The organism is Serratia sp. CMO1, assembly GCF_015689115.1.
GTDB lineage: Bacteria > Pseudomonadota > Gammaproteobacteria > Enterobacterales > Enterobacteriaceae > Serratia > Serratia marcescens.
This window is the reverse complement of the sequence record NZ_CP065032.1, coordinates 297,875-310,625: the sequence shown is the minus strand read 5'-3', so window position 1 is coordinate 310,625 and position 12,751 is coordinate 297,875. Positions and strand designations below refer to the sequence as shown.

Genomic DNA, 12,751 nt, shown 5'->3' with positions numbered 1-12,751 from the left:
CCTGGCGCCGGTCACGCCTCGCGTGCTGCGACCGGCAGAATATCTTGCCAATGCTGTTCCAGCCATTCGGCGCACTCGAGGCGCGCCGCCGGGCCAAAGACGATCGTCCACTCGGACGGAATGGCGCGGAAATCCGGCCACAAACTGTATTGTTGTTGTACGTTGCGCAGCACCAGGCTGCGCTGCTGTTGATCATCGAACGGATTCAGGCTTTCCATCATGTGTTCCTCGTGCCGTCGCCGATGCCGGGTAAGCGGTGGCGAAAGCGGAAGCCCATACCGCCTGCAGCCCATCGGTCAGGCCGCTGCGCCAACACAACGCGTCGTGCCCGCCTTCCACCACCCGGTAGTGCACCCGATGGCCGGCGTCGCTCAGGCGTGCCGCCATTTCGCCGCTGACCCGATGCACCAGCTTTTCCTGCGAACCGGCTTCCATAAAGACCTTCAGCGCGCCATGGTTGCCCAGGCCGTGCCGTTCTACCTGCTGCATCAGCCAGCAGGCGTCGTCGGGAATGCTCGGCAGCTGCAGCATGTCGCGCCGCGGCCACCAGTAGGAGCCGGACTGGGTGATCACCGCGCCGAAGCGCTGCGGCCAACGCAGCCCGGCGTACAGAGAAGCCAGGCCGCCAAAGCTTTGCCCCGCCACCACCGTATCGGCCGGCTTGTCGCTGTGCGGCGCCCAGTCGGCCAGCTGCGGCATCAGTTCTTCCTGCACCGCCAGCCAGAAATCGTCCTTGCAGGTTAATTCTCGCGCCCGGTGCGGCAGATCGATGATGTCGATCAGCACATACACCGCTTCCGGCAACGCCCCCTCGCGGGTCAGCTGCATCAGCGGCTCCCAAACCGGCATCTGCTTCGCCCAGAACTGGCCGTCGAGCAGGATCGCGAGCGGGCGCTCGGCCGGCTTGCTGTCGCCGGTGGTGTAGATCCAGACGTCGCGGCTGTTGCCCAGGCGTTCGCTCTGCCAGGTATGGCGCTGCAAACGCGCCGGCAGTGGCGGCGTGCAGCGCCCGCTGGCGATCTCATACTCGTCGAACGAGCGCCATACCGGCTGCGGCGGCGCATCCGGCATGTGCAGACCGGAGACGCTGTGGCCGCTGGCGCTTTGCCAGGAGCGATAAGGGTTGAGCAGATCGGGGGTAGCGCTGGCGAACACCTGGTGCCACCAGTGACGCAGGTTGTGCATGTTGGCGTGCGCATCGTCGCCGCTGAACGCCGGCGGCCGTTCGTCAAAGCAGGGGATAAAGCAGTAGCTGCCGCGCCAGGCGCCGCTCAGCTCGGTCTGCCAGTACCACACGTCGGTACCGGCCAAGCGCTGCAGGCTTTGCGGCGGATTCGGCTGATGATGGTCGGTCAGGCAGTTAATGTTGATCCACACGCGACGGTAGGCGGAGGTCAATTCGCATCCCTGAGGATCGCGCCAGAAGAAGGTGGTGCGCCACCGGCCGTTACCCGCCGGTTCTACCCATGGCGTACCGCGTCGTGCCACCGTCAACCACCACCCTGGACTGCCCGCATTGCTGCTGGCCAATAATCTGCTGCTTTCTGACTGTAGTTCTGTATTCACAACGCCTACCCATTTTGTAGTTGGCGGCACCGGGAACGTCGACTTTTCCCTATCGCCGGCCACCGCCCGAACGCACTGTACGCCAAATACTATTGATAATAATTTGCATTTGCAATAGTGTGTAAGGCTTGGAGATCGTGCTGGTATTGCGCGCAACGGACAGGGATCGGGGATACATCAATGGCATCCCTTGCCGCAGCCGATTTTCTATTTCCGACTACACAAAAACTACAACCGCCCTTCCCCCCATTCGGCGAGGGATGGCAGCAAGGTAGGACACTCAGATGAAAAGCAAGCTATCACGTTATTCTTTAGCCACTCTTATCGGCTTGGGATTGGGCGCGTCCGCGTTCGCCAACGCCGCGCAGCAGACCGACACCACCACCACGGAAGAGAACAGCGGCGCCACGGAGAAAAAGCCGCGCGGCGAAGACACCATCGTCGTGACCGCCGCCCGGCAGAACCTGCAGGCGCCGGGGGTGTCCACCATCACCGCCGACGAGATCAAAAAACGCCCGCCGGCGCGCGACATCAGCGAACTGATCCGCACCATGCCCGGGGTTAACCTGACCGGCAACTCCACCAGCGGCCAGCGCGGCAACAATCGCCAGATCGATATCCGCGGCATGGGCCCGGAAAACACCCTGATTCTGATCGACGGCAAACCGGCCTCCAGCCGCAACTCGGTGCGTCAGGGCTGGCGCGGCGAGCGCGACTCGCGCGGCGATACCGCCTGGGTGCCGCCGGAGATGATCGAGCGCATCGAAGTGCTGCGCGGCCCGGCTGCGGCGCGCTATGGCAACGGCGCCGCGGGCGGCGTGGTCAACATCATCACCAAGAAGGCCGGCGATGCGCTGCACGGCTCGCTGAACGGTTACTTCAACGTGCCGCAGCACAAGCAGGAAGGCGCCACCAAGCGCACCGATTTCAGCCTGTCCGGCCCGCTGAGCGACACCCTGAGCTTCCGCCTGTTCGGCGGCTACAGCAAAACGCAGGCCGACGCCTGGGACATTAACGAATCGCATAAATCCGAACGCGTCGGCGCCTACGCCAACAGCGTCCCGGCCGGGCGCGAGGGGGTGGTCGATAAAAACATCGACGCCTTGCTGCACTGGGATTTCGCCCATCTGCAGTCATTGGAGTTCGAATACGCCTATGGCCGCCAGGGCAACCTGTACGCCGGCGATACTCAGAACACCAACACCAACGCCCTGGTGCAGAGCAACTACGGCAAAGAGACCAACCGCATCTACCGTGAAACCTTCGGCCTGACCCACCGCGGTGCCTGGGACAACGGCGTGAGCACCAACAACTACGTGCAGTTCGAACGCACCCGCAACACCCGCCTGAACGAAGGCTTGGCCGGCGGCACCGAAGGCATTTTCGATACCAAGAACACCGGTTTCGGCACCACCAAGCTGGACGACTTCCTGGCGCACAGCGAAGTCAGCGTGCCGTTCGAGCTGGGCGTCGCGCAAACCGCTACGCTGGGTACCGAGTGGAGCCAGCAGCGCATGAAGGACGGCACCTCCACCAGCCAAACGCTGATGGGCGGTACCATTCCCGGCATGACTACCGGCACGCGCAGCCCTTACGCTTCCGCACATATCTTCTCGCTGTTCGCCGAAGACAACATTGAGCTGACCGACACCACCATGCTGACGCCGGGTCTGCGCTACGATCTGCATTCGGAATCCGGCAACAACTGGAGCCCGGCGCTGAACCTGTCGCAGGAACTGGGTGATTACTTCACGCTGAAGATGGGCATCGCGCGTTCCTATAAAGCCCCGACCCTGTTCCAAACCAACGGCAACTACCTGCTGTACAGCAAAGGCCAGGGATGTGCCGGCAGCGATACCAAAAACGGCTGCTACCTGCTGGGCAACGACGATCTGAAAGCGGAAACCAGCGTCAACAAAGAGATCGGGCTGGAATTCCATAACGAAGGCTGGCTGGCCGGCGTGACCTACTTCCGCAACGATTACCACAACAAGATTGAGGCGGGTAACTCGCGCATCGCCACCAGCAGCACCGGCACGGCGGTCTATCAGTGGGAAAACGTGCCGAAGGCGGTGGTGCAGGGGCTGGAAGGCTCGCTGAACGTGCCGGTCAGCGAGACCGTCACCTGGAGCAACAACGCCACCTACATGATCGAGAACAAGAACAAGACCACCGGCGATTACCTGTCGGTGATCCCGAAGTTCACCGTCAACTCGACCCTCAGCTGGCAGGCCACGCAGGATCTGTCGATGCAGTCCACTCTGACCTGGTACGGCCGGCAGAAGCCGAAGAAGTACAACTATCAGGGTAAACCGGCCACCGGCGGCGAAACCCGCGAGGTTAGCCCTTACGCCGTCGTCGGCGCCAGCGCAACCTATGACCTGACCAAAAACGTCAGCGTCACCGCCGGCATCGACAACCTGTTCGACAAACGCCAGTTCCGCGCCGGCAACGCGCAGAACGTGGGCGATCCGAACACCGGTGCGATCAACATCGCCGGCGCGGGCGCGGCCACCTACAACGAACCGGGCCGTACCTATTACATGAGCATCAACACCCACTTCTGATGGCATGTTCCAACGACAAAGGGCGCCGCGGCGCCCTTTTTTTATCTTTATATTCAGCTAGTTGGAATGCAGTTGAATACGCACCACGCTTTCCGGCTTGCCGGCCTTGGTGGAAGCGCCGTCGTTTTTCACCGTCACGAACAGCGCGTCGCCTTTCGGATCCAACGCCAGGCTGTTAGGGTGCGGCGGCAGGTCTACGGTTTGCAGGCGCTTGAGGGTCTTGGCGTCAAACACCGTCAGCGTCCCGGCGCCGTGATCCACGCGCACGCCTTTGCGGTTGGCGACATACAGCCGCTGGCTACGCTCATCGAGCAGCAGGCCGATCGGCACCTCATCCGTCAGCTCGCTGGCCAGCACTTTTCCGCTGTCCGCATCCAGCGCGAATACCCGGTGGCCGCTACTGCGCTTCACATAGTCGTGCCCCAGATGATGATTGCGGTAGTCGTCGCGATCGATGCCCTGATCGACGCCCAGCAGACGATTGCTCGCCGGGTCATACACCAGATTCAGCAGCTGATCGGCCTGCACTTCGTGCGTGGCGGTGATCGCCAGCGTGTCGGCGTTCAGGGTGATCACCTGCCCCTGCATGTTGGAGACGAACACCCGGCGGCCCTTCTCATCCAGCGTGATGCCCACCGCGTTGTAGCCGAAGCCCGGGATCACTTTCTCCAGCTTGCCGGCCTTGGTATCGACCACGTACAGCACGCTGTCAACGCCGAAGCCCAGACCCGGCAGGAACAGACGGCCGCTTTGCGCGTCATACTTGAGCTCGCGGAGGCGGTACAGATAGTCCTCGGTGATTTTAAACTTCTTCAGCTCCGCCAACAGGAAATCCAGACGCTTGCCGCTGATGCCCGCCTGCTTGTAAGCCTGCTCCAGCACCGCTTTGTCCAGCAACTTGATGCTGCCCAGCGCGTGGTTGGTGGTGGTGTCCACTACCCCGACTTCGCCGTTGAAGGCCTGCGTCAGGTACAGGCGATTGCCCGCGTCGTTCAGCGCCACGCCGAAGCCTTTCACCTGCAGCGGGATCTCCGCCTTGATCGCCAGGGTGTTGGGATCCAGCCGCAGCACGCGGGAGCGCGCCTCTTCCTTCCAGTCCGGCGCACTGACGAACAGCGCCTGTTGCGAGGTGCTGTAGGCCATCTCCACCACCGTCGACGACAGCGCCTGGCGCTTGATGTCCTGCGGTTTGATGCCGGCATCGTCGGCCTGCGCGGCGCCGGCGACCACCAGAGAGGCCGCCACCAGCAGCGACAGTAACGCGCGCGGGGTTGCTAGGGTTCCAGACATCCTTTTATCTCCTTGAAAATCATGCTTTCGGTTAGAGTGAAACAACGTCATGCCTGCGGCCCGGGCGGCAGCGCCGCCAGAGCGATATCGCCAGCGATGTGCTGCGCAAACTGGGTAAAGACGTGCTGAACGCCGTCGGCGATCAGATTGGCCTGCTCCCGGCTGTAGTGATCCTGGCGGTAGGTCATCATCACTCGCAGGGATTTCTTCCCGGCCAGATCGTCTTCCATCACCTCAAACTGCAGGCCGAGCAGCGATTCGGCTTTTTCCGGCTCCACCTGACGGTAGGCGATCGCGCTGCCGTCCTGCAGCCGGAACTCGCCGTTCAGCTTGATGCGGCTGTGGATCTGGATGAACACTTCAAACATGTGGTTCTTGCGGTCGGCGTCCACGCCGAACAGCCCTTCTTCCACCAGATCGATCGGAATGTCGGTGTATGGCAGCGAGCCGTTGATGGTGTTTTTCACCTGGCTGACCAAGCCGGCCACCGTCAACCCTTCGTCGAAGCGCACGCGGTGCACCACCACGGTGGTGAAGTAGCCGACGGTATCGAAGAACTCGGCGTCGTTACGACCGGAGGTCGAAGTGCCCACCAGCAGATCCGCCGGGCCGCCCAGCAGGCGCAGCGCCGAGGTAATCCCGGCATACACCACGTTGAACAGCGAAGCGTTATTGCGGCGAGCGAGCTGATACAGGCCCTCCGCCACAGCGGGATCGACCTCGAACTCCAGCCAGCCGCCGTTGACGTCCGCCGGCGCCGGCACCGCCGGGTGGGTAGAGGGTTCTTGCCGGAAGATCGGCTGGCCGACCGGCGCGCCGCGCAGCGCATCGAGCCAGTAGTCCAGATGCTGCTGCTGCACCCCGGAGGCCCGCTGCTGCCGGGCGAAGGTGTGGAACTGCGGCGGTTGCCCGCTCCACTGCGGCGCCTGGCCGACGACGCGATGGCGGTAGGCGACGCCCAGCTCATCCATCATCAGGTTGAGCGACCATTCATCCAGCACCACATGGTGGAACAGCAGCGACAGCAGCTGCTGGCCGTTGTCCGCATCGCGCAGCAGCGTGACGCGCAGCGGCAGCTCGGCGGCCAGATCGAACCGGTGCTGGCCGGCGTCGGCCAACAGGGCGGCGGCGTTGCCCGCCGGCGTCTCGTGGGAGAAGCGGAACCACTGATAATCCGGCAATTCTGCGGCCGGCACCACCACCTGCACCACCTCGCCCTGCTGCTCGACAAAGCGTGAACGCAGCACGGTATGGCGAGTCATGACGTCGATAAATGCCTGATGCAGCGCCGTTTCATCCACCGCATCGAAGAAGCGCAGAGAGAACGGCAGGTTGAAGATCTCGTCATGGCCGAAGGCTTCATACACCTTCCACAGCGATTCCTGCGCCAGCGACAGCGGCGCCTGCGCCCGATCATGATCGTCGGCGGCGGCCACTGGGGCATTCGGCTGCGCGACGTTCAGGCGTTTGGCGTACCCCGCCAGCCCACGCGCCGTCGGATGGCTGAACAGATCGTTAATGTTGATTTCGATCTGATGCAGGCTCAGCAAACGGCCGATCACCCGGGTAGCGACCAGCGAATGGCCGCCGCGATCGAAGAAGTCTTCATCCAGGGTCATTTCCGGCGCCACCAGCGCCTCACGGAACTCCTGCAAAATCAGCGGTGCAACGCTTTCGTCTGCGTCACCCTTCGCCGCCGGCGCGGTAATCGCCGGGGAAGCGGCCTCAGCCGCTGGCAATGCGACGGCAATTCGCTGCCCGGCCAGGAAGGCGCTGAACTGCTCCAGCAGGAACGGCGCCGCGTGCGGAGACAGACGCGGGTCGGTGACCAGCTCCAGCGTCAGCGCTTCCGCCTCGGGCAAGCCCAACAGCAGCGCCAGTTCAAACGGCGTATGCAGCGGCGGCAGCAACAGGCGTTCGGCGTGAACGCCTTCCATGCACCAGTCCGCAGCCAGATCGTCACGCCAGGCCACCAGCAGCTGCGCCCGCTGCGGATCCGGCTGTTCGGCCACGGTCTGCGCCAGCAGCCGCTGCCCGACGTTGCCCTCGCCATGCAGCACGGTCAGGCGCATCAGCGGTGCCGCCGTCAGCCCCAGTTCCAGACCGATGCACTCCGCCGTCTCCGCCGCCGGCACGCACAGCTGCACCGCTTGGCCGCCGGCCTGCGCGGCGATGAACTCGGCAAACCGTGCCGCCACCGCCGCCAGCAAGGCCCGCGGCGTGTCGTTGGCGGGCAACAGCGAGCGATCAATCCGCGTGACCACGCGCGCGCCCACCGGTGGCAAGGCTTCAGCACGCTGCGCCGGGCTGCGGTAATCCTGCAGCGAGACCGCCTGGCGCACCCACGGCAGCTGTAGCTCCGGGGTTTCCGCCAGCTCGACCGGCTCCGCCGCGAAAGGCAGAGGCATCACATCCCCGTTGTAACGGGCGGACAGCATCGCCGGCAGGTGGCGCCACGGCAGCGCTTCCGCCAGGATGTCATGCAGGACCACGCCCAAAATCACGGCATCGCCCGGCGTGAGCAACAGCAGGCAGCGCAGCGGCGCTTCGCTTTCCAGTTCAAACGGTGCCGCCTGCGCTTGCAGCAGGCAGCCAATGGCGTGTTGTTCATCCGCCACCTGACGCAGGCTCACCGGCAACGGCGCCGAGTCGGCGGCGCGTTTCACCAGACCGTTTTCGTCATCAAAAACGTAGCGCATGTCCACGCCCGGCGTTTCCCGCACCAGCGCCTGCAGCGCCGCCGTCAGCCGGGCGATATCCACGTCCCCCGTCAGGCGCCAGGCCAGCGCCCGCTGCCCGCGTGCGTCACCCTGTTGCAGATGGGCAAACCATGCCCGCTCTTCGGCTTCGCTTACCGGCCGTTCGCCGTCCGCCGACGCCGCGCCCAGCGCCTGAAACGCGCTCTCCAGCCGCTGGGCCTCTTCATCGCTCAGAATGCTGTCAAAATCACCGATCACTGCGTTATCTCCTTTGCCCGGCCATGCCGGGATAGCGCATAAAATGGGGGACATTCGTCCCCCGTCACCGCGATAGCGTTAGAAAGTCAGCTCAACCGCAGCGCCGACCAGGCGGCCTCGCTGGAGAGTCGCCGTGTAGATGTCGTTGCTTCTGACCATCTCGCGGCGGTCGGAATCAAACAGGTTTTTCGCATACAGCGTGGCGCGACCGTAGTCGAAGGTGTAAGCCAACTGGGCGTTGGCCGTCCAATAAGAGCCGATGCGCCCGCGCGAGTCGTTGTCGTATTGCGAATAGTAGGAGTCGGTAAACGCCACGTTGCTGCTCAGCTCCCATCCTTTCAGGAACTGATATTTGGCGCCCATGTTGGCGGTGTAAGCCGGTGCGCGCGCCAGCTCATGCCCTTCCACGCCGCTGCCCGAGAACTTCTTGATGTCGGTTTTCAACAGGCCGAGGTTGCCGAACAGTTCGAAGTCCCAGCGCGGCTGCCAGGTGGCGCCGATTTCCGCGCCGTAGGTTTCCACCTTGTCGGCGTTGCGGATCACGCTGGAGTTCTCACCCAGCGAGTACGGAAGCTGCATGTCTTTGTAATCGTTGTAGAAGATGTTACCTGTCAGCACCACGTTGGCGTCTTTCAGGTGATGGCGGGTGTACAACTCGTAGTTCCAGACATACTCAGAACCGTAGGTGTAGCTGACCACCGGCGTGCCGATCGTGATGCCGCCGCCGCCGGCGTTATAGCCGCGGGCGATCTTGGCGCCGTAGGTTTGGGTATCCGTCGGTTTCCAGGCCACGTCCAGCTTCGGCAGGAACACGGTGTAGGTTTCATCGAAATCGATGCGCACCGCCTGGCTGCCGCCGTCGCGGCGACGGTGTTCGCGTTCCAGGCGGCTGGCGGCGGTCACGTCCACCTGCGGCGTCAGCGCATAGGTCAGCTCGGCGAACGCCGAATGGGTATCGGTTTTATCTTTGAAGGTCGATCCGCCGAAGATGTTGACGAACTCATCCTGCGTGCCGTGGAAGTAACGCAGCCCCGCCAGCCCGTGCAGGCGGCTGTCCGCTCCGCCGAAGCGCACCACCGGCTCCACGTGAACTTCCTGGCCGTCGATCTCGGCGTATTGGATGTTGTAAGCGGTCGGACGGTTGATGTTGAAATCGGTATAGATAACGCGATTTTCAAACGTCATCGCATCGGAGGCCTCCCAGGCCAGATCCCAGATGGTGCTGTTCATGTTGCTTTTGAACACGGCGCGGCGCGGATCGTGGCGCGGGTTGGTCGGATGCGGCTGCGGGTTGAGGCTTTCGTTCTGCGGCGCGGTGCTGCCAAAGTGGTTAAAGGTCAGCTTGGTGGTCAGATCGCGCAGGCCGGCCGGGTTAAACAACAGCTTGGCGCGGGCGGTGGTGGCCTCCACTTCGCGCGGATCGCCCACCGGCGCATAGGCCGGCAGATCGGCTTCGCTACGGCGGCGCTGGCGATCGACGCTGACGCGGAACGCCAGCTGATCTTCCACCAGCGGGCCGGACGCCATGGCGGCCAGCTGTGAAGAGTGCTGGTTGCCGGCCCCGCCCTTGAACGCGCTTTCCCATTCGAAGGTCGGATCTTTACTGGCCATGACGATAGCGCCGGCGATGGCGTTGCGCCCCTGGATGTAGCTTTGCGGGCCGAGGAACACTTCGACGCGATCCAGATCCCACAGCGACTGCGGACCGAACGCCTGTTCGTTATACGTCAGCGAACGGCCGTCCAATGACAGATTGAGGCGCGGGCGGGTGCCGCTGAGGAAAGCGTTGGCGCCGACGTTCGGGCCGGAACCGTCGATACCGCGCACGGTCGGCAGTTCGTTGCCGATGCCTAGATCCACCACGTTGGGGGTCATGCGCAGCAGATCGGGGATCTGCACCGCATCGGGCATCGAGGCGATGCGGTTGCTGTCGAACACCTGCACGCTGGAGCCGGTGTCGAAAATGGAACGTTTGATCTTCTCACCGGTAACCAGCAGCGTTTCCGCGTCCTGGTAGGTTTCGTTGCTCTTCGTTTCCGCCGCGTTGACGTTACCGATCGCCAGTGAACAAACCCCTAAAAATACGGAGGAAAATGCCCCAAGGGCTTTCATCCCCGCCTTTTCCCCGTTTCCTACGCTTTCATGCCGTTGAGCCGCAAAATGCTTGCCCATAGATGTCTTCTCCTTTCATCCCAGAGGTGCACAAAATTTGATTTTTTTTTACACAACCTACATCGACACTCACACAGACCATGACGCTGCGGCCTTCCCGGCCTTGCTGTTGCTTATCCCTGCGGCAAACCCATGTCTTTCGCGGCCGAACGGGCGCGGCCCGTCCACGGCCAAGCCGCCGGCGGAGCGGCCGACGGCTTGTATAAAAACGTAAAATAATGTTAAGAATGATAATATTTTGCATTTTCTAATGCAAATCATTATCAATAAAGGTGTGAGAGCGGCCACGATAACCGCCAGAAAACCTTATACTTTCGCAGGAAAAACAAGCGCTGCAATAACAAGCAATCATTTCAATGCTAAGAATAATATAGATAAATTATTCACACCTAACGCCCTGCCTGCCCGGCATCGCGCAAACCCCTTATAGATAGCACCTCCGCGCCAAATGGATCAAATAATAATAATTTTCATTCCTATTAACATTTGGATATATTCTTGCAGTCTCGTTGGCTGAATCAAAATGGATACCCGATGAAAGCTTTGACCACGATGCAGGCCGCCTATTGGGTAGGCCGACAGTCCGCTCCTCCTCTCGGCGGCATGGCCGCCCACCTGTATGCGGAATTCGACGGCGGCGAGCTGAACATCGCCCGGCTGCGCCAGGCCGTCGAGGCGCTGTATCTGCGCCATCCGCTGTTACGCCTGCGCATTACCGACGATGGCAGGCAGACGATCGCGTCTCCCGGCTCCCGGCATACTTTGCATCTCGACGACTGGCGACATGCCGATGAAGCAACGCTGGCGGCCGCGCTCGCCGCCAAACGCCAGGCGAAAAGCACCCAGTTGCTGCCGCTGGAACAGGGCGTTCCCTGCGATATCAGCCTGAGCCTGTTGCCGGAAGGACGCAGCCGCTTGCACGTCGATCTCGACATGATCGCCGGCGATGCCATGAGCTTTCGCCTGTTGATGGAAGATCTGACGGCGTTTTATCACCAGTGTCCGGCGGCCCCAGCCCATGACGCGCCGCCGGCCTACTTCGATCACCTAGAACGACGCGATGCCGACGTGGCGCTGCGCCAAAGGCGCGAACGCGGTCAGCGTTGGTGGCGTGAACGCCTGGCGCAGATGCCGCCGGCGCCGCGCCTGCTGCGCACGCCGGATCGCTGCCGCAGCGATCGTTTGGCCATACAGCTGAATGCAGAAGAAAGCCGCGCGCTGGAAAACGTCGCCAAACGGCATCACACCTCCCTCTCGACGCTGTTTCTGGCGCTGTTCGCGCTGGCCGTCGGCCAGGGTTGGAACATGACACGCTTCCGGCTCAACGTGCCGCTGTTCCACCGCGAGAGCGAACGGGAGGACGCACATCGCCTCATCGGCGATTTCTCTAACCTGGTGCTGCTCGGCGTGGAACTGAACCCGACGGAAAACCTGAACGCCTTCTGCCGACGCTTGATGACGCAGCTGGCGGAGCTGATCGAGCATGCGGATTACCCCGGCGTCAGCGTGATGCGCGATCTGTCGCGCCTGCACGGCAGCCTGCAGCCTTCGCCGGTGGTGTTTACCGCCGGTTTCGGCATCCGCGGCAAAACGCTGTTTTCCGAACGGGTCACCAACACCTTTGGCCGTCTCGGCTGGGTGATCTCTCAGGGGCCGCAGGTGGCGCTGGATGCGCAGGTCGCCCACGTCGACGACGGCATTCTGATCAACTGGGACGTGCGGCTGGACGCGTTCCCCGAGCAGGTGCTGCCGCGCCTGCTGGCCTGTTACCGGGCGCTGCTGCACCTGGCCGTGCGGCAAGCGGGGGCATTCGATCGCCCGCTGTCGCAGCTGCTGGCGCAATGCACGCCCGACGCGCTGGCGCAGCAGGCGCCGGTGCGCCAGGTGCTGCACCGGCTGCTGGCGCGGGTGGCTCCCGAGGCCGACTTGCGCGACCACGACGATATCCGCCGGTTGGCCTTGCCGGATGCCGGGGTGAACGCGCTGCTGACAGTGCTCAACAAGTATCTGGCGGCGGCGCTGACGGCGCAGGATCTGACGGCGCATCCCTCCCCGGCTGCGCTGGCGGCGTTGATCTGCCAACGGTCGCCCGAGGCAGGAAAGCATGCGAAAACGCTGCTCGCCGCGCTGGCGCCGCAGCACTGAGATCGGTTTCCGGGCGCACGGCGCCCGGCTCGTTTTAATCGGTTAGCGACTATA

Annotated in this window: 7 protein-coding genes; 2 read left to right on the top strand and 5 right to left on the bottom strand. The window is 62.9% G+C overall.

Features of this window, described 5'->3' with window-relative positions; translation table 11 throughout:
• Positions 1 to 11: 11 nt before the first annotated feature.
• Both IT763_RS01365 and fes read right to left on the bottom strand, forming a co-directional pair.
• Positions 12 to 218, bottom strand: a complete 207-nt coding sequence (locus tag IT763_RS01365; protein ID WP_004930023.1) for an MbtH family protein — start codon at positions 216 to 218, stop codon at positions 12 to 14.
• Positions 193 to 1,566 carry an enterochelin esterase gene (gene fes, locus IT763_RS01360; RefSeq protein ID WP_072265060.1) on the bottom strand — a complete coding sequence of 458 codons (1,374 nt, stop codon included), beginning with the start codon at positions 1,564 to 1,566 and terminating at the stop codon, positions 193 to 195. The genes IT763_RS01365 and fes overlap by 26 nt, the downstream gene beginning before the upstream one ends.
• A gap of 284 nt (positions 1,567 to 1,850) precedes the next feature.
• Here fes and IT763_RS01355 point away from each other — a divergent pair, with 284 nt between their 5' ends.
• Positions 1,851 to 4,133: a TonB-dependent siderophore receptor gene (locus IT763_RS01355; RefSeq protein ID WP_164053892.1), complete on the top strand. Its 2,283-nt coding sequence runs from the start codon at positions 1,851 to 1,853 to the stop codon at positions 4,131 to 4,133.
• 57 nt (positions 4,134 to 4,190) lie between these two features.
• Here the strand turns inward: IT763_RS01355 and IT763_RS01350 are convergent, their stop codons facing one another.
• The 3 genes from IT763_RS01350 to IT763_RS01340 all read right to left on the bottom strand — a co-directional run bounded on the left by IT763_RS01350 (position 4,191) and on the right by IT763_RS01340 (position 10,552).
• Positions 4,191 to 5,423: a YncE family protein gene (locus IT763_RS01350; RefSeq protein WP_151254720.1), complete on the bottom strand. Its 1,233-nt coding sequence runs from the start codon at positions 5,421 to 5,423 to the stop codon at positions 4,191 to 4,193.
• Positions 5,424 to 5,470: 47 nt separating this feature from the next.
• Positions 5,471 to 8,380 (bottom strand): condensation domain-containing protein, encoded by a 2,910-nt coding sequence (locus tag IT763_RS01345; RefSeq protein WP_206195094.1) that lies wholly within the window; start codon positions 8,378 to 8,380, stop codon positions 5,471 to 5,473.
• 78 nt (positions 8,381 to 8,458) lie between these two features.
• Positions 8,459 to 10,552 (bottom strand): TonB-dependent receptor, encoded by a 2,094-nt coding sequence (locus tag IT763_RS01340; protein ID WP_049299585.1) that lies wholly within the window; start codon positions 10,550 to 10,552, stop codon positions 8,459 to 8,461.
• A gap of 534 nt (positions 10,553 to 11,086) precedes the next feature.
• Here IT763_RS01340 and IT763_RS01335 point away from each other — a divergent pair.
• On the top strand, positions 11,087 to 12,697 hold the full coding sequence (locus IT763_RS01335) for a condensation domain-containing protein (RefSeq protein WP_164053942.1): 1,611 nt from the start codon (positions 11,087 to 11,089) through the stop codon (positions 12,695 to 12,697).
• The last annotated feature ends 54 nt before the right edge of the window (positions 12,698 to 12,751 follow it).

What these genes read in the sequence shown, in the direction of transcription:
- IT763_RS01365 (WP_004930023.1), bottom strand. Translation starts at nt 218, where the DNA reads ATGGAAAGCCTGAATCCGTTCGATGATCAACAGCAGCGCAGCCTGGTG.
- IT763_RS01355 (WP_164053892.1), top strand. Translation starts at nt 1,851, where the DNA reads ATGAAAAGCAAGCTATCACGTTATTCTTTAGCCACTCTTATCGGCTTG.
- IT763_RS01350 (WP_151254720.1), bottom strand. Translation starts at nt 5,423, where the DNA reads ATGTCTGGAACCCTAGCAACCCCGCGCGCGTTACTGTCGCTGCTGGTG.
- IT763_RS01340 (WP_049299585.1), bottom strand. Translation starts at nt 10,552, where the DNA reads ATGGGCAAGCATTTTGCGGCTCAACGGCATGAAAGCGTAGGAAACGGG.
- IT763_RS01335 (WP_164053942.1), top strand. Translation starts at nt 11,087, where the DNA reads ATGAAAGCTTTGACCACGATGCAGGCCGCCTATTGGGTAGGCCGACAG.